This is a genomic window from Streptomyces sp. NPDC051214, assembly GCF_040682375.1.
In the GTDB taxonomy this organism is placed as follows: domain Bacteria; phylum Actinomycetota; class Actinomycetes; order Streptomycetales; family Streptomycetaceae; genus Streptomyces.
The window spans coordinates 291,630-308,990 of record NZ_JBFBAT010000005.1 but is presented as its reverse complement, the minus strand read 5'-3'; the positions used below and the strand labels follow the sequence as shown (position 1 = coordinate 308,990).

Below are 17,361 nucleotides of genomic sequence, written 5' to 3'. Positions count from 1 at the left end.
CGTCAGTGGCTGCCGTCACGCATGACGTCGAGACGTCAGGACTTCATGAGCTCTTCCATGTCCATGACGTCACCCGGCGCCGGGGCCTTGACGGCGACGGGCTTGCCGTAGTCCGAGAAGTTCATCGTGCCCGGGTCTTCCTTGCCCGTGGTGACGACCTTCAGGAAGTAGGGCTTGCCTTCCGCGGCCACGTAGAAGGTCGTCTTCTTGCCCGACTTCTCCTTCGTGAGGACGGCCGCCTTCTTGCCGTCGACCTCGGAGTCGTCCTCGCGCTTGAGCTTCTTCAGGTCCTTGGACTGGAACATGGCGTCGGCATTGCAGACACCCTTGCCCTTCGGGTTCGGCGTCTTCACCCACTTGTCCTTGAGGGTCGAGGCCTGGCCGCTGCCCCCCATGGCGTCCTTCCAGAACGCCTCGTCGCCCTTCATGTACTGGCTGTTGCCGGACACGAGCAGCTCGGCGGTGCCACCCGTGCCGCCGTCCATCTTGCCCTTGCAGTCCCCCGACTTGGCGACCGAGAAGTCGACCTCGACCGTCTTGGAGTCCTGCTTGCCCTCGCCGGCCACCCGGAAGGAGCCCGCGTCCTTGGACGCGTTGGACGCCTTCTTGGCGATCTTGTCGGCGCTCATCCCCTCGAAGGGGTCCTTCTCCTCGCTGGAGCAGCCCGTGATGCCCACGAACGCGGCGGCGCAGACGACTGCCGCGGCCAGGATCTTCCGGTTGGCTGCCATGTGTGTTTCTCCTCATGAGACGTTGAGCTTTGCGGCGACTTTAGATGGCCTGTGCGGCTGCTATGAGCGCGTACGGCGAAGGGTGACGTTGGCCACTGGCACCCCGGGGTGTCACTCCACGACCTGCCGGCCCTCCGGCCTCGCGCTGCACGAGGCGCGGAAGGCGCAGTGCGTGCAGTGCTGGCCCGTGGTGGGCGAGAAGCGTTCGTCGAGGACCTTGCCGGCCGCCGTGGCGAGGAGGTCGCCCACCCACTCCCCGGCGAGCGGCTCCTGGGCCTGCACCTTGGGGAGGGTCTCGCCGCCGTCCTTCTTGGCGGCGCCCTGGCGCAACTGCACCAGTTCCGCACCGCCCGCCTCCGGACGTACGCCTTCGAAGGCGTCGTCGACCGCGCCCTCGCGCAGGGCGAGCTGGTAGACGGCGAGCTGCGGGTGGCGGGCCACCTCGGCGGCGGTGGGGGTCTGCTTGCCGGTCTTGAAGTCCACTACGTAGGCACGCCCTTGCGCGTCCTGTTCGACGCGGTCCATGGAGCCGCGCACGCGTACTTCGTAGGGCCCCGCTTCGAGGGTCACGTCGAAGTCGTGCTCGCTGCTGACGGGCGTGCGGGTCGCGCGGTCCATCACATGCCACTGCAGGAAGCGTTCGAGCGCCACGCGCGCGTGCTCCTTCTCCTGCGCCGACTTCCAGGGGGCGTCGAAGGCCAGCGCGTCCCAGACCGAGTCGAGGCGCTCCATGAGGACGGCGAGGTCGGCGGGCGTCCGGCCGGAGGCGACCTCGTCGGCCAGGACGTGCACCACGTTCCCGAAGCCCTGGGCGGCGGTCGCGGGGGCGTCCGCCTTCACCTCGCGGCCCAGGAACCACTGCAGGGAGCAGGTGTTGGCGAGCTGGTCGAGGGCGCTTCCGGAGAGCACGACGGGCTTGTCGCGGTCCCGCAGGGGGACTTCGCTGGCCGTCGGCTCGTACATGCCCCACCAGCGGTACGGGTGAGCGGACGGCACGAGGGGGCGCCCGTCGGCGTCGCTCAGCGCCGCGAGCCGGGCCAGGCGGTGCGCGGCGGCCTCGCGCAGCGGCTCCGAGACCCGGGGGTCGACGGTGGTGGAGCGCAGCTCGGCGACGAGCGCGGAGACGGAGAGGGGGCGGCGCGGGCGGCCCGTTATGTCCTTGGGTTCGACGCCGAGTTCGGTGAGGAAGCGGGACGGCTGGTCGCCGTCGTCCGCGGGCGCCTTGACGGCGGTGACGACGAGGCGTTCACGCGCGCGCGTGGCGGCCACGTAGAACAACCGGCGCTCTTCGGAGAGGAGCGCTCCGGGAGTGAGGGGCTCGGCGAGGCCGTCGCTTCCGATGCGGTCGGCCTCCAGGAGGGAGCCGCGGCGGCGCAGGTCGGGCCAGAGGCCTTCCTGGACACCGGCGACCACCACGAGCCGCCACTCGAGGCCCTTGGAACGGTGCGCGGTCATCAGGCGCACGGCGTCGGGCCGTACCGCCCTGCGCATGAGGGTGTCCGCCGCGATGTCCTGCGCCTCGGTCTCCTCCAGGAAGTTGAGGGCGCCACGCCCCCCGGTGCGCTCCTCCGCGCGGGATGCGTACGCGAACAGGGCGCAGACCGCGTCGAGATCGCGGTCCGCGTTGCGCCCCGCGGCGCCTCCGCGTCGCGCGGTCCGCTCCAGGCGGCGCGGCCACGGCGTGCCGTCCCACAGCTCCCAGAGCGCCTCCTCGGCGGTGCCACCGCCCGCGAGGCGCTCACGGGCCTTGCGGAGCAGCGCGCCGAGCCGCTGGGCGCCACGCGCGTACGCGGGGTCGTGCGCGACGAGCCGCTCCGGTTCGGCCAGCGCACGCGCGAGGAGGTCGTCGGAGGGCGGCGGAAGGTGGTTCCCGGCGGCACGCTCCTCCGCGCGCAGGGCACGCCCCAGACGGCGGAGATCGGCGGCGTCCATGCCGGCGAGGGGGGACGCGAGGAGGGTCAGGGCGGTCTCGGTGTCGAGCCAGGCGGAGGCCGTGGCTCCGGGGGCGGCCTCACCCTCCTCCTCGCCTTCAGCAGCAGGCGGCACCTCCGACACCACCGCCGTCGCCACCGCCCGCAGCGCCGTCAGAAGGGGCGTGACCGCCGGTTCGTGGGGCAGCGCGATGTCGTCGCCGTCGATGTCCAGGGGGACGCCGGCGGCGGTGAGGCTGCGGCGGACCGCGGGGATCGTGTGGGCTCCGGCGCGGACGAGGACCGCCATCTCACCCCACGGGACACCGTCCTCCAGGTGCGCGCGGCGCAGGATGTCCGCGATGTTGTCGAGCTCGGCGCCCGCCGTCGGGTAGGTGTACGTCTCCACGCGGCCGCCCTCCCTGACCGCGGCCAGCTCCCGGTGGGCCCGCACCTTGTCCGCGGGCAGCCTGGTGAGCGGCATGCGGCGGGTGAGCAGACGGGTGGCCTCCAGGAGGCCGGCGCCCGACCTGCGCGAGGTCGTCAGGACCTCCACGGGCGCCGGAGTGCCGTCCGCGCGCGGGAAGCGGTCGGGGAACTCCAGGATGCCGTTTACGTCGGCGCCCCGGAAGGTGTAGATCGACTGGTCCGGGTCGCCGAACGCGACGAGGGACCGTCCGCCCCCGGCAAGGGCGTGCAGCAGCCGCACCTGCGCCGGGTCCGTGTCCTGGTACTCGTCCACGAACACCGCGTCGTACTGAGCGCCGAGCGCCCGTGCGACCTCGGGGCGGCGCGCGAGCAGCACCGCGCGGTGCACCAGTTCCGCGTAGTCGAGCACTCCTTGCATGTCGAGTACGTCCAGGTACTCCGCGAGGAACGCGGCGGCCGCGCCCCAGTCCGGGCGCCCCGCGCGGCGGGCGAAGGCGTCCAGGGCATCGGGCCCGAGGCCCAGTTCACGGCTCCGGGCGAGCACCGCGCGCACCTCGTCGGCGAAGCCACGTGTGGTCAGGCAGGCGCGCAGCTCATCCGGCCAGCGGACACGGGAGCGCCCCTCCCCCGCCAGGTCGATCTGGCCCGCGAGGAGCTCGCGTACGGCCACGTCCTGTTCGGGGCCCGAGAGCAGCCGGAGCGGCTCGACGAACAGGTCGGCGTCCTGGTGGGCGCGGATGAGGGCGTAACAGAAGGAGTGGAAGGTCGTCGCCTGCGGGGCGTTGGCCGCTCCTATGCGCAGCGCCATGCGGTCGCGCAGTTCCACCGCGGCCTTGCGGCTGAAGGTGAGGACCAGGACCCGCTCCGGCTCCGTGCCCTTGGCGACCCGCGCGGCGACGGACTCCACGAGCGTCGTCGTCTTGCCCGTGCCGGGCCCCGCCAGGACGAGCAGCGGCCCTCCGGGGTGGTCAACCACCGCACGCTGACGTGCGTCAAGACGAGGGGGATCCACGCGCACCGGCGGGGTACGCACCAGCCGATAGGCACCCTGGCTCCCCTGTCGCGCCTGGAGGTGCGACGGGTTCCGGGTGTGCCGGGCGGAAGAAGTGGAGCTCACGTGGGTCGCCGGTCCTGGTGGGTGTACGGGGGAAAAGCGGCTGCGCGGTGGCTGCGGGACGAGAGAGCGGGGTGAGGGACATGCGTGCGGTCGACGCTACGCCAGCTGGCGTGCGGGACGCGTGGCTTCCCCCGTACGGGCCACCGGCCCCCCGCGACGCCGCGGGATGGCCGAAGCTGTCAGGTGTGAGCCTCCGGAGCCCGCGGGTGAGCGTCCTCGCCGCTTCCCGCCGCGTCGTCGCCCGCCGCCCTGCCGCCCCCGCGCGGACCGGCGCCGGCCTCGTGCGGACCCGCGCCGTCCCAGCGCGCCCGCCGCATGTCGAGGCGCGGGACATGGCCCTGGGCCGCGCGGCTCGCCTCACGCAGCGGCGTGCCCTCCGCGCGGTAGTGACCGATCGCACGCAGTTCGTGGCCGGGCAGGAGCACGCCGTCCGAGCGCACCACCCGCCACCACGGAACCGCGCCTCCGTAGAGGGCCATCACCCGGCCGACCTGCCGGGGACCGCCCTCCTCCAGCCACTCGGCGACGTCCCCGTAGGTCATCACCCGCCCCGGAGGGATCAGCTCCGCGACCTCGAGGACCCGCTCCGCGTACTCCGGGTACTCCGGAAGCCCTTGCTCCGGTCCGCTCTCCTCGCTCATCCGGTCCATCCTGCCGTACCCCACCGACACCGTGAGCGGCCCGCGACAGAGTGTGCGGTACGAGACAAACTGGAGCTCGGTGAACACTTTGCGCCCCCGCATTGCACCCTGATGCCCCCCTCTGTCGGTGGGACATGCCACCATCGTGCGGGCGGTGACTGGTGATACGAGATCAAGAAGAGGCGACGGAGCAGCAGGATGTGCACCCCGATGAGACGGCGGGCACCCCTGCGGCCGAGGCGCACCCGGACACCGGTGGGCACTCCCTGAAGAAGCACGAGAAGTTCGAGAAGTCGGGCGGGCCCGACGAGGACGGGGCCGGGCTCTCCGGGGCCGGGCTCTCCGGAGCCGGCCTGTCCGGAGCCGGGCAGAACATCCACGACGCCTTCGTGCCCGATGACTGCGCCGACGAAGAGGAAGCCCACACCGACCGCGTGGCCGGTGACGAACCGCTGCTCGCCGCGCGCGTGCACCGTCCCTCCGACCTGATGCGGCTGCTCGTCGGCATCCTCGGGATCGCCGTCGTCCTCGCCATCGCCGCGTTCGCGCACGGCACGACGTCGGGTCTCGCCCAGGACATCGACAAGGGCACGGACCAGGCGCCCGACCTGCTGATCAAGTTCGCGGGTCTCACCGCGAGCATCGGTGTCCTGCTCGTGCCGGTCGCGTTCGCCATCGAGCGGCTGGTCAAACGGGACGGCCTGCGGATCGCCGACGGCGTCCTCGCGGCCGTCCTCGCGCACGGCGTCACGCTCGCCACCGACCTCTGGGTCGCCAAGGCCGCACCGGGCTCCATCCAGGAGGCGCTGACCCGGCCGTCCCCTGGTGATCTGCACGCGCTCACCGACCCCGTGCACGGCTATCTGGCCCCGGTCATCGCGTACATGACAGCCGTGGGGATGTCCCGCAGACCGCGCTGGCGCGTCGTCCTGTGGGTGGTGCTGCTGCTGGACGCCTTCACCATGCTGGTCACCGGCTACACGACGCCGTTCTCGATCATCCTGACCGTCCTCCTCGGCTGGAGCGTGGCCTACGGCACGCTGTACGCGGTCGGCTCACCGAACGTGCGGCCCACCGGCCAGACGCTGCTCGCCGGCCTGCGGCACGTCGGCTTCCACCCGGTGAGCGCGGCCCGCGAGGACTCCCCCGACAGCGAGCACGGCGACCGGGGCCGCCGCTATTTCGTCACCCTCGAGGACGGCCCGCCCCTGGACGTCACGGTCATCGACCGCGAACAGCAGGCCCAGGGCTTCTTCTACCGCGCCTGGCGCAGACTCACGCTGCGCGGCATCACCCAGCGCCGCAGCCTCCAGTCGCTGCGCCAGGCCCTGGAGCAGGAGGCCCTCCTCGCGTACGCCGCGATCGCGGCCGGGGCCAACGCGCCCAAGCTGATCGCCACCTCCGAGCTCGGCCCCGACGCGGTGATCCTCGTCTACGAGCACACGGGCGGCCGCACCCTGGACTCCCTGCCGGACGACGTCATCACCGATGAACTGCTGTGCGACACCTGGCGGCAGGTGCAGGCGCTCCAGTCGCGGCGGATCGCGCACCGCAGGCTCGCCGGCGACGCGATTTTGGTGGATCGTTCCGGCACGGTGATCCTGACCGACCTCAGGGGCGGTGAGATCGCCGCGGGCGACCTCGTCCTGCGGATGGACATCGCCCAGCTCCTGACCGCCTTCGGCCTGCGCGTGGGCGCCGAACGCGCGGTCGCGACCGCGGTCGACGTGCTCGGCCCCGACTCGGTCGCCGACTGCCTGCCGCTGCTCCAGCCCATCGCGCTGACCCGCTCGACCCGCGGAACCCTGCGCAAGCTGGCCAGGGAGAGGTCCCAGCGCGAGCGCGAGGCGGTCCTCGAGGCCTCCCGCCAGGACAAGCTGGCCCGCGCGGCGGAGGCGAACGCCGACACGGCGGCCGAGGCCCTCGAGACCACCGAGGGGGCCGCCAAGGGCCCCGACCGCAAGACCGTGCGCGCGGAGAAGCAGGCCGAGAAGCAGGCCATAGACGTCGCGCTCGACCAGGCCCGCGAGGAGGACCTGCTCACCCAGATCCGCCACCAGGTGCTGCTCATCCGGCCGCAGGCGCCCGTCGAGCCGGCCCAGCTCGAGCGGATCAGGCCGCGCACCCTCATCAGCTTCATCGCCGGAGCCATCGGCGCGTACTTCCTGCTCTCGCAGCTCACCCACGTCGACTTCAACACGATCGTCAGCGAGGCCGAGTGGGGCTGGGTCGCCGTGGCCGTGGCGTGCTCGGCGCTGAGCTACTTCGCGGCGGCGATGAGCCTGCTCGGCTTCGTGCCGGAGCGTGTGCCGTTCCTGCGGGCCGTGCAGGCGCAGGTCGCCGGGTCGTTCGTGAAGATCGTGGCGCCCGCCGCGGTGGGCGGCGTCGCGCTCAACACCCGCTTCCTGCAGCGCTCCGGGGTGCGCTCCGGCCTGGCGGTGGCGAGCGTCGGCGCCTCGCAGCTCTTCGGGCTCGGCTCGCACATCATGCTGCTGATGATCTTCGGTTATGTGACGGGCACGGAGAAGACGCCGTCCCTGTCGCCGTCCCGGACCGTCATCGCCGGTCTCCTGTCGGTCGCGGTGCTCGTGCTCGTGGTGACCGCGATCCCGTTCCTGCGGAAGTTCGTCGTCACGCGCGTGCGCTCGCTCTTCGCGGGCGTCGTGCCGCGCATGCTCGACGTGCTGCAGCGCCCGCAGAAGCTGCTCACCGGCATCGGCGGCATGCTCCTCCTGACGCTGATGTTCGTGCTCTGCCTCGACGCCTCGGTACGCGCCTTCAGCACCACGGAGATGAAGCCGCTGACCCTGGCCAGCGTCGCCGTGGTCTTCCTCGCCGGAAACGCGCTCGGCTCCGCGGCGCCCACGCCAGGCGGTGTCGGAGCGGTCGAGGCGACGCTCACCTTCGGTCTGATCGCGGTGGGCGTGCCCAAGGACGTCGCGGCGCCCGCCGTGCTCCTGTTCCGCCTCCTCACCCTGTGGCTGCCGGTGCTGCCCGGGTGGCTGTTCTTCAACCACCTGACGAGGAAGGGCCTTCTTTAAAGGAAGGAGGCCGGTTCACGGAAGGCCGAGCCAGCCGTGCGCCCCGTTCGCGCCCCCCGCAGGATGGGAAGCATGCCCAACCTCAAGGCGCGTGCCGCCGCCACCGTCGTCCTGCTGTCCGCGACCCTCGCGGCCTGTGGCTCAGACGACTCCAAGGACTCCGAGGACGAGAATCTGTCGGCCCAGGAGCTCAGCTGGAAGGACTGCCCCGCGCCCGCCGCGTCCGAGGGCGGCGGCGAGGCACCGTCCCCGCTGCCCGGCGGCGCCGCATGGCAGTGCGCCACCATGAAGGCCCCCCTCGACTGGGACAAGCCCGAGGGGGACACCCTCGACATCGCCCTGATCCGCGCCGCGGCGAGCGGCGAGAAGGACCGGCGGATCGGCTCGCTCGTCTTCAACTTCGGTGGCCCCGGCGGCTCGGGCATCACCACGCTGCCCGCCTTCGGCGAGGACTACGCCAAACTGCGCACCCGCTACGACCTGGTCAGCTTCGACCCGCGCGGCGTCGGCCGCAGCGCGGGCGTGCGGTGCGAGGACGACGAACAGCTCGACACGTACTTCCAGCAGGACTCCACGCCCGACGACGACGCCGAGCAGAAGAAGCTCGTCGCCAACGTGAAGGGCTTCAACGGAGCCTGCGAGAAGAACTCCGGCGAGGTGCTCCCGCACGTACGCACCACCGACGCGGCCCGCGACATGGACCTGATGCGCCAGGTGCTCGGCGACGACAAGCTGCACTACTTCGGCATCTCGTACGGCACCGAACTCGGCGGCGTCTACGCGCACTTGTTCCCCAAGAGGGTGGGCCGTGCCGTCTTCGACGCGGTCGTCGACCCCACCGAGACCGCCGAACAGGGCTCACTCGGCCAGGCCGAGGGCTTCCAGCTCGCGCTCGACAACTACGCCGAGGACTGCACGTCGAAGGTCGCGGACTGCCCCGTCGGCGACACCGAGCAGGACGTCAAGGACAAGATCGCGGGGCTTCTCAAGGACCTGGACGCCAAGCCGCTGCCCGCCATCGCGCCGCGCGAACTGACCCAGACAGCCGCCACGAACGGCATCGCGCAGGCGCTGTACTCCAAGGACTTCTGGCCCTATCTCACCGAGGGCCTCGAAGAGGCGTACGACGGCGACGGCAAGATCCTCATGGCGCTCTCCGACTCCATGAACGGCCGCAACCAGGACGGCACGTACAGCAACATCCAGGCCGCCAACATCGCCATCAACTGCGCGGACGACAAGGAGCGCTACACCCCGGAGTACGTCGAGCAGAAGCTCCCCGGATTCCGAAAGGCGTCACCGCTGTTCGGCGACTATCTGGCGTGGGGCATGGTCGGCTGCACCGACTGGGCCGTGGACGGCGCCGCCGAACACCCGGACGTCAGCGCGGCACAGGCGCCGCCCATCGTCGTCATCGGCAACACGGGCGACCCGGCCACGCCGTACGAGGGCGCGAAGAAGATGGCGGACGCGCTGGGCGAGGGCGTCGGCGTCGAGCTGACGTACAAGGGCCAGGGGCATGGGGCGTACGACAGCAAGAACATGTGTGTGCGCGACGCGGTGAACGGCTATCTGCTGGACGGCACCGTGCCGAAGGAGGGCACGGTCTGCTCGTGACGGGGTGATCAACCCGCCCAGGGGACTGTCGTTGGCCCCGCCTACTATGGATTGACTGTCTTCCGAGGGGGGAAGCGCTCCATGCCGCGTTTCGTACGGTCAGCAGCCATGGCCGCCGCAGGGGTTCTGGTGGCGGGGCTCGCCGTCGGCTGCGGTGGTTCCGACGGGGACGGAGGCAAGGACGACGCCAAGCCCGCCCCGACCGGACCCGAGCAGTCGCCGAAGCCCGACCCCTCCTCCACCCTGCCCGCCTCGCTCACCACCCAGAAGCTCGCCTGGAGCGGCTGCAAGGCGACCGGCGGCGACCCCGCCCCCGGCTCCGAGTGGCAGTGCGCGACCCTCGAGGTCCCCCTGGACTACGCGAAGCCGGACGGCGAGACGATCGACGTGGCGCTGATCCGCGCCAGGTCCACCGGCGAGGGCAAGCGCATCGGATCGCTCCTGTTCAACTTCGGCGGACCCGGCGGCTCCGGTGTCTCCATGCTGCCGTCGTTCGCGGACATGTACGACACGCTCCGCGAGCGCTACGACCTGGTGAGCTTCGACCCGCGCGGGGTCGCGGGCAGCGAGGGCATCCGCTGCCGCAACGACAAGGAGACGGAGGCCGCGGAGGCCGTCGACCTCACCCCGGACACCCCGGCCGAGGAAGCGGCGTACTTCAAGGACGCGGCCGACTTCGGCGCGGGCTGCGCCGCCGACTCGGACAAGCTCCTCGGCCATGTCTCGACGGTCGAGGCGGCAAAGGACATGGACGTGATGCGCCAGGTCCTCGGCGACGAGAAGCTGCACTACATGGGCATCTCGTACGGCACCGAACTGGGCGGCACGTACGCCCACTTGTTCCCCGAGAAGGTGGGGCGGCTCACCCTGGACGCGGTCGTCGACCCGACCGCGGACTCCGTGGGCCACGCCAAGAACCAGGCACGGGGCTTCCAGCGCGCCCTGGAGAACTACCTGAAGTCCTCGGGTCAGGACCCCGAGGACGGCTCGCAGAAGATAGTGCGCCTCCTCGAGCGCCTGGACGCCGAGCCGCTGCCCGGCTCCGGTGACCGCAAGCTGACCCAGTCCCTGGCCCTCACCGGCATCACGGTCACCCTCTACAGCCAGCAGAGCTGGCCCGCCCTGACCCGCGGCCTCGAGCAGGCCGAGAAGGGCGACGGCTCGGCCCTGCTGCAGCTGGCCGACGCCTACAACGAACGGGACGGCTCCGGGCGTTACAGCACACAGAGCCACTCGCAGCGCTCGATCGCCTGCCGTGACGCCAAGGCGCGGACGACGCCCGCGCAGGCGAAGGCGCAGCTGGCCGACTTCCGCGAGATATCGCCCGTCTTCGGCGAGTTCATGGGCTGGGACACGGCCGGCTGGTGCCACAAGTGGCCGGTGGCCGGGCTGCACGACTCTCCCGACGTGAGCGCCCCCGGCGCGGCGCCGATCCTGGTCGTCGGCAACACCGGAGACCCGGCGACGCCCTACGAAGGCGCGCGGAAGATGGCCGACGAGCTCGGCAAGGGAGTAGGCGTCGAGCTGACCTGGAAGGGCGAGGGCCACGGCGCGTACGGCATGGGCAGCGACTGCGTGGACACCACGGTGAACGCCTACCTGCTGAACGGAAAGGCCCCGAAGAACGGCAAGGTCTGCGAGAACTGAGCGAGCGGTTCAAGCAGAGGGGGCCCGCACCAAAAGGTGCGGGCCCCCTCGCAGTCCGTTCAGGCGCTACGCCTAGTAGACCGGCTTCTCGGGCTCGATCTGGTTGACCCAGCCGATCACGCCGCCGCCCACGTGCACCGCGTCACTGAAGCCCGCGGACTTCAGCACGGCGAGGACCTCCGCGGACCGGACACCCGTCTTGCAGTGCAAGACGATCTTCTTGTCCTGCGGCAGGCTCTCCAGGGCGGTGCCCATGAGGAACTCGTTCTTGGGGATCAGCTTGGCGCCGGGGATCGAGACGATCTCGTACTCGTTCTGCTCGCGAACGTCGATGATCTCGATCTTCTCGTCCGCGTCGATCCACTCCTTGAGCTGCTTGGGGGTGATCGTCGCGCCGAGGGCCGCCTCCTGGGCCTCGTCCGACACGACGCCGCAGAAGGCCTCGTAGTCGATGAGCTCCGTGACGGTGGCGTTCGGACCGCAGACCGCGCAGTCGGGGTCCTTGCGGACCTTGACCTGGCGGTACTGCATCTCCAGGGCGTCGTAGATCATCAGGCGGCCGACCAGCGGGTCACCCACGCCGGCCAGGACCTTGATCGCCTCGGTGACCTGGATGGAGCCGATCGACGCGCAGAGCACGCCGAGCACGCCGCCCTCGGCGCAGGAGGGGACCATGCCGGGGGGCGGGGGCTCCGGGTAGAGGCAGCGGTAGCACGGGCCGTGCTCGCTCCAGAAGACGGACGCCTGGCCGTCGAAGCGGTAGATCGAACCCCATACGTACGGCTTGTTCAGCAGCACGCAGGCGTCGTTGACCAGGTAACGCGTGGCGAAGTTGTCCGTGCCGTCGACGATCAGGTCGTACTGGCTGAAGATGTCCATCACGTTCTCGGCCTCGAGCCGCTCTTCGTGGAGGATCACGTTCACGTACGGGTTGATGCCGAGGACGGAGTCCTTCGCCGACGCCGCCTTCGAGCGGCCGATGTCGGCCTGGCTGTGGATGATCTGGCGCTGCAGGTTCGACTCGTCGACCTCGTCGAACTCCACGATGCCGAGCGTGCCGACGCCCGCCGCGGCGAGGTACATCAGCGCCGGTGACCCGAGGCCGCCGGCGCCGACACACAGCACCTTGGCGTTCTTCAGCCGCTTCTGCCCGTCCATCCCGACGTCGGGGATGATCAGGTGGCGGGAGTACCTGCGGACCTCGTCGACGGTGAGCTCAGATGCTGGCTCGACCAGGGGTGGCAGCGACACGGAGACTCCGTTGGTCGGTATGTGGAAACGGTTGTTCTGTCCGTAACACTGCCACGCCCCTCTTCATTCCGAGACACCCGTTCCGATGCGCGAGACGATTTCGTCCCAGTACCCGGGCATCGACTCCCAGGGCTCGTCCCCTCCCCCGCCGACCACCCGGTCGGTGAAGTAGATCGTCGACGCGCCCTGCCAGCGTGCGATGCGCAGCGCCTCGTCGAGATGGCCGCGGGGCATGCCGTGCACGAAGTGGCAGAAACGCTCGGGCGGATAGTCGGCGGTCCACTCGGCCACCTGTGACCAGCGGTAGTCGCTCCAGGGTCCGGAGAAGGTCACCAACTGGTCGGCGGATTCGGCGTATCCGGGATACGGATGGGTGCCGTGCCCCAGGACGATGTGCGCGTCGTCACAGAGCGCGCGCAGCGTCGTGACCGTCCTGCGCACCTCCGGGAGCGCGGCACGCTCCGTGGGGCAGCGGTCCAGGGAGAAGCCGTCGACCTGGTACCAGTCGAGGTAGCGGTGCGCGTCGGAGACGAGCTCCCCGAAGCCGCGGGCGCCGTACGTCACGTCGAGGTGACCGAGAACACGTACGCCCGCGTTCCGCAGCCGCCCCGCGGCCTCCAGGCAGTGCGGGTCGGGCCGGTCCCCCGGGCCCCTGCTCACATTTAGGACGACCCAGTGCAAAGGGGCACCAGGGCGGGTGAGTTCGGACCATTCGGTGGGCGCGACCAAGGGGTGCGCGAATCCGGGGATGCCGAATCCGAGACGTATGTCGGTGTGCGCGGTGCCTGTGGCTGTGCTGGTCAGATGCGGCATGCCGCCTCCATCCAGATGTCGGCGAGTGATTCCTCGAGGTTGATGCGGGGGCGCCAGCCGAGCCGGTCGCGCGCGGTGCGCACATCGGCCTGCTGCCAGCTGCCGCACCCGTCGGGATAGGGATAGGCGGCCGGGCTCCCGTGGTCGGATTCGGCGCGGGGGTGCCCGATGGATTGCCGCAGGGCCCCCTGATCCAGCTCGTGCAGGGCTCCGCCGTAGCCGGCGACGCGCGCCAGGACGGCCGCCGCGTCACGCAGCCGTACGGCGCGACCGGCGCCGATGTTCACGATGCCCTGGGCCGCGGAGAGCGAGGCGGCGTGCACGGCGCGCGCCACGTCGCGTACGTCGATGAAGTCCCGCTGGACGCCGAGCCCCCCGAGCTTGAGCTCGCCGTCACCGGCCTGCATGGCCCGCCGCATGGCCTCGGCGAGCCGCCCGAGCGGTGATCCGGCGGGAGTGCCGGGCCCGGCGGGCGAGAACACCCGCAGGACGACCGCGTCGAGACCGGACCCGAGGACCAGTTCGGTGGCCGCGAGCTTGCTGACGCCGTACGGTCCGCCGGGCCTGGGCACGGCGTCCTCGGCGGTGGAGGACCCCGGCTGGCTCGGCCCGTACTCGGCGCCGCAGCCCAGCTGCACGAGCCGCGCCCCGCATCCGCTGCGGCGCAGGGCCTCGCAGATCGTGGCGACGGCGACGGTGTTGTGCCGGGTCAGCTCGCGGGCGCCGCCGCGGGTGGCGCCCGCGCAGTTGATCACGACGCCCGGGTGCACGGCGTCAAGGAAGCGGGTGAGCGCGCCGGGGCTGCCGCTCGCGAGGTCGAACCGTACGTCCGAGTCGTCGCCGCGGCCGAGCGCGGTGAGCTGCACCGCCGGGTCGGCGAGCAGCCGGTCGGCGACGAACCGGCCGAGATATCCGTTGGCTCCGATCAGCAGCACCCTCATCGGGCGGCTCCCGGATCGGATTCTCGGATGCTGGGGGTCCTCATCTGGCGTTCTCCTTCAGGGGGTTGCCGTAATGCACGGGGTAAGGCCCGCGGTGTCGGCCCCGCGGGAGCGTGAGTGGTCGAATGGGGCCAGGTGGAACTGGCGGTGCGCATCCTCAGGGCGCTCCGTCGCCGTGCGCGGAGGCCCGGCTGAGCACGCGCAGGCAGTGGAGCAACAGCACGCACGCGGCGGCGCCGCACGCGACGAGGGGGACGACGCCGGGCCCCCCGGCCCGGACCGCGCCCTCCACCGGCGCCGCGAGCCACGCGCACCCGGGCAGGCGCCCCGCGAACACGGAGGCGAGCGAGACCGCCTCCACCGCGCCGGCCGCCCCCAGCATCAGCAGGGGCGCCCGCGTGAAGCCGTACGAGGTGAGCAGCCGGGCGAGGAGCAGCAGCGCGCCCAGCGCAGCGGCCCCCGCGGAGACCGGTACGCCATGGACGGCGGCGGCCCCCACCAGCAGGGCCCCCAGGGCGCACAGGTACAGCGCGACGGCGCCCAGCAGCAACGGCCGTACGGAGGCGGTGAAATCAGCGAGACCACGGCTGAGCGCGAGCCGTCGCCGTGCCCCCACGGCGAAGAGCCGCACGCACCACAGGGCGGGGGCCACGGCGAGCGAGAGCCCCAGGGCCGCGGCGATCGACGGCGCCCAGGGGCTGTCGGGCCCGCCCGACACGGCGGCCCGTGTGAGCCCGTCGCCGAAGAGGGCGTACGCGAGAAGAAAGCACGTCCACGCGCGCGTGGCCGGCACGACGTGGTGCGCGGAACGCAGCGGTCCGCGCCGAAGGGCCACCCGGAGCGCCAAGGCCACGGCGAGTGCTCCGCCGAGCCCCACCGCGTACCGCGCACGCCCCTCGCTCAGCTCGATCCCGACGGCGGTGAGCGCGCAGGCCACGCCCGGCAGCAGGGCGAACAGCGCCCATCCGGCGGGCACTTCGGGGCCCAGGCGTGCGGGGGCCGGCAGGGAGGTGGCGTGCTCCTCCTCGTCGCGCGGCACGCGCGCGTACATCTCCTCGGCGAGCGCGAACACGTCCCGGTGCCTGAAGCGTGCGGCGGTGCGGTCGGTCACTCCGTGCGCCTCGAGGCCCGCGGCGATCTCCAGCGGGTCGACGGCGCGTTCGCACAGCTCGCGGTGCCGGTGCATCAGTGCCTTGACGGGGTCGACGCCACCGCGCCGCGCGGGCCTGGCGTCCGTCCCGGCACCACCCCCCGCGCCCCGCCAGGCCGCGGGCTCCCGCACCAGGGCGGCGTCGGCCACCAGTTCCTCCGACCGCGCGTCCCACCCGCCGGGGCTCCCCGGAGCCCGTGGCGCGTCGATCCGTTGTCCCTTGGTCATACGCCCGCCTCCTTCAACCGCTCAGGTCCGTCCGCCTCGTGGGCCCAGCGGGGCGCGCCGCCCGCGCCGGTGCCCGCGTCCCCGCCACCGGAGGCCACCGCCCATCGGCCCGGCATGTACGCCTCCGCCGGGTTGCCGAAGGGCACCGGCTCGCCCGCGTCGTCGAGGGCCTCCCTGCGCACCGGGCAGTGCGAGACGATCTCCAGGTAGATGCCGCGGAAGGCTTCGGTGTTCTGCTCCACGGTGAACAGTTCGAGCGCCCGCGCACGCGCCGCCGCCCCGAGCCGTTCGCGCCGTCCGGCGTCGCGCAGCAGCGCCACGCACGCCTCCGCGAGCGCCCGCGGATTGCGCGGCGGGACCACGAGTCCGGTGCCGCCGATGACCTCGACGACCGCGCCGACATCCGTGGAGACCGTGGCGCGCCCGCAGAACATGGCCTCGACCAGGCTGATCGGGAAGCCCTCGACGACGCTCGAGAGGACGACGACGCTCCCGGCGGCGTACGCGTCGGCGAGCTCGGGCGCCTCGGGCGCGCCGATCTCCTCGAAGGACACGGGGTTGTCTCCGACGGCGTGCGCGCCGTCCGCCTCGTCGGGGAAGAGCTGCGCCGCGAGCGCCTTGCAGTGGGCGAGGTACGCGGCCGCGTCGGGGCCTTCGGCGGGCGCACCGACGATCCGCAGCCGGGCCTTGGGCTCCTCCTTGCGGATCTCCGCGAAGGCGTGCAGCAGGGAGATCAGGTCCTTGGCGGGCTCGATCCGCCCGACCCAGAGAAGGGTGTCGGGGTCGCCCGGGTCCTCGCGCTCGCCGACCTCCGCGAAGCGGGACGCCTCCATGCCCGGGTAGACCGTGCGCAGCTTCGACCGCTCGGCCCCGCACCGCTCCTGCCAGCGGCGGGCGTGCGTGTTGCCGGGGGTGATGACCGTGGCCCTGCGGTACACCTCGGCGGCGAGCTTGCCGTGGAAGGAGGTGAGCAGCGCCCGCGCCGGCGCGCTGAGGGCCTCGTCGCCGGTCGCGAGGTAGTGCGCCCGCAGTTGCACGCCATATTCGGTGACGAGGAGGGGCACTCCGGAGAAGTGCTGGGCGAGGAGGCCGGGGAGTGCCGCCGGGCCGCCGGACGTGGCGTGGCACAGGTCGACCGCGCCGAGGCCGTCGGCCCCGTACCAGTCGAGGGAGAGCGGTCGCAGCGCGCGCTCCAGGAGACCCGCGACGGCGAGCAGGTCGGGTACGCGAGCGGTGCGCGCCGCGCGGAGTGCGCCGGGCGCGCGGCACGCGCCCTCCAGGGCGCGCACGGCGGTTTCGGAGCGCAGCGCTCCGACGATTCCGCCGTGGTCGCCGGCAAGTTCGGCGAGGCCGTAGAGGGCACTGCCGAAACGGTCCGCCAACGCTGCGGAGTCGCCGGAGCTGTTGCCGGCGGCCCCCGTTCCGGAGTCGCACACCGCTGCGGCCAGTTCGCCGAAGATCTCCGCGAAGCGCCGCCGCGCCCGGCGTCCGTACCCGGCTCCGAAAGACACTCCGTCGTCGGTCCAGTCGGCGGTCCACAGGGGCGCCGTCCGCACCCGGTTCACCTGGGGCGGCAGCTCGATCCACCCCTGCTCCTCCTGCCGCTCGCTGCGGCTGAGTGCGTAGATGTCGAATTCATGCTGCCCGAGCCCGCGCACGAGCCGGTCGCACCAGAGCCTGGCCTCACCGCTCACATACGGATAACCACCCTCCGTAAGCAATCCGATGCGCACGCGTACACCCCCGATCTCCCATGTGGGGAGCCGCCGTTGGACCGGCGGCTCGCAGCGGGAAGAACGTATGCGGACATGCCGGTGGCGCGACGGACGGTTGTCCATCGCGCCA

At 72.0% G+C, this 17,361-nt stretch carries 11 protein-coding genes; 3 read left to right on the top strand and 8 right to left on the bottom strand.

Features of this window, described 5'->3' with window-relative positions; all coding sequences use genetic code 11:
- Window positions 1–35: 35 nt before the first annotated feature.
- From AB0M70_RS15305 to AB0M70_RS15295, 3 genes are all read right to left on the bottom strand, one after another.
- Window positions 36–731 (bottom strand): hypothetical protein, encoded by a 696-nt coding sequence (locus tag AB0M70_RS15305; protein WP_365820308.1) that lies wholly within the window; start codon window positions 729–731, stop codon window positions 36–38.
- Window positions 732–842: 111 nt separating this feature from the next.
- On the bottom strand, window positions 843–4,187 hold the full coding sequence (locus AB0M70_RS15300) for an ATP-dependent DNA helicase (RefSeq protein WP_365820306.1): 3,345 nt from the start codon (window positions 4,185–4,187) through the stop codon (window positions 843–845).
- 179 nt (window positions 4,188–4,366) lie between these two features.
- Window positions 4,367–4,828, bottom strand: coding sequence for an MGMT family protein (locus tag AB0M70_RS15295; protein WP_365820304.1), 462 nt, complete (start codon window positions 4,826–4,828; stop codon window positions 4,367–4,369).
- Between the two features lie 161 nt (window positions 4,829–4,989).
- On the opposite strand from AB0M70_RS15295, the gene AB0M70_RS15290 reads away from it, so the two are divergent.
- From AB0M70_RS15290 to AB0M70_RS15280, 3 genes are all read left to right on the top strand, one after another.
- Window positions 4,990–7,869 (top strand): lysylphosphatidylglycerol synthase transmembrane domain-containing protein, encoded by a 2,880-nt coding sequence (locus tag AB0M70_RS15290; RefSeq protein ID WP_365820302.1) that lies wholly within the window; start codon window positions 4,990–4,992, stop codon window positions 7,867–7,869.
- Window positions 7,870–7,941: 72 nt separating this feature from the next.
- Window positions 7,942–9,486, top strand: coding sequence for an alpha/beta hydrolase (locus tag AB0M70_RS15285; protein WP_365820300.1), 1,545 nt, complete (start codon window positions 7,942–7,944; stop codon window positions 9,484–9,486).
- An 81-nt stretch (window positions 9,487–9,567) separates the two neighbouring features.
- A complete protein-coding gene (locus AB0M70_RS15280; protein ID WP_365820298.1) occupies window positions 9,568–11,133 on the top strand; it encodes an alpha/beta hydrolase in 1,566 nt (521 codons plus the stop codon).
- Between the two features lie 72 nt (window positions 11,134–11,205).
- Here AB0M70_RS15280 and moeZ read toward each other — a convergent pair whose 3' ends face one another.
- The 5 genes from moeZ to AB0M70_RS15255 form a co-directional block, all read right to left on the bottom strand.
- Window positions 11,206–12,384 (bottom strand): adenylyltransferase/sulfurtransferase MoeZ, encoded by a 1,179-nt coding sequence (moeZ, locus tag AB0M70_RS15275; protein ID WP_363209138.1) that lies wholly within the window; start codon window positions 12,382–12,384, stop codon window positions 11,206–11,208.
- 63 nt (window positions 12,385–12,447) lie between these two features.
- On the bottom strand, window positions 12,448–13,197 hold the full coding sequence (locus tag AB0M70_RS15270; RefSeq protein WP_365820296.1) for a spherulation-specific family 4 protein: 750 nt from the start codon (window positions 13,195–13,197) through the stop codon (window positions 12,448–12,450).
- A complete protein-coding gene (locus AB0M70_RS15265; RefSeq protein WP_344520507.1) occupies window positions 13,185–14,138 on the bottom strand; it encodes an NAD-dependent epimerase/dehydratase family protein in 954 nt (317 codons plus the stop codon). Before AB0M70_RS15265 ends, AB0M70_RS15270 begins: the two co-directional genes overlap by 13 nt.
- A 157-nt stretch (window positions 14,139–14,295) precedes the next feature.
- Window positions 14,296–15,516: a hypothetical protein gene (locus tag AB0M70_RS15260; protein WP_365820294.1), complete on the bottom strand. Its 1,221-nt coding sequence runs from the start codon at window positions 15,514–15,516 to the stop codon at window positions 14,296–14,298.
- Entirely contained in the window at window positions 15,513–17,249 is a 1,737-nt protein-coding gene (locus tag AB0M70_RS15255; RefSeq protein ID WP_365820292.1) for a DUF3492 domain-containing protein, read from the bottom strand. Before AB0M70_RS15255 ends, AB0M70_RS15260 begins: the two co-directional genes overlap by 4 nt.
- Window positions 17,250–17,361: the final 112 nt, after the last annotated feature.

What these genes read in the sequence shown, in the direction of transcription:
- AB0M70_RS15305 (WP_365820308.1), bottom strand. Translation starts at nt 731, where the DNA reads ATGGCAGCCAACCGGAAGATCCTGGCCGCGGCAGTCGTCTGCGCCGCC.
- AB0M70_RS15285 (WP_365820300.1), top strand. Translation starts at nt 7,942, where the DNA reads ATGCCCAACCTCAAGGCGCGTGCCGCCGCCACCGTCGTCCTGCTGTCC.
- AB0M70_RS15295 (WP_365820304.1), bottom strand. Translation starts at nt 4,828, where the DNA reads ATGAGCGAGGAGAGCGGACCGGAGCAAGGGCTTCCGGAGTACCCGGAG.
- AB0M70_RS15265 (WP_344520507.1), bottom strand. Translation starts at nt 14,138, where the DNA reads ATGAGGGTGCTGCTGATCGGAGCCAACGGATATCTCGGCCGGTTCGTC.
- AB0M70_RS15260 (WP_365820294.1), bottom strand. Translation starts at nt 15,516, where the DNA reads ATGACCAAGGGACAACGGATCGACGCGCCACGGGCTCCGGGGAGCCCC.
- AB0M70_RS15270 (WP_365820296.1), bottom strand. Translation starts at nt 13,197, where the DNA reads ATGCCGCATCTGACCAGCACAGCCACAGGCACCGCGCACACCGACATA.
- AB0M70_RS15280 (WP_365820298.1), top strand. Translation starts at nt 9,568, where the DNA reads ATGCCGCGTTTCGTACGGTCAGCAGCCATGGCCGCCGCAGGGGTTCTG.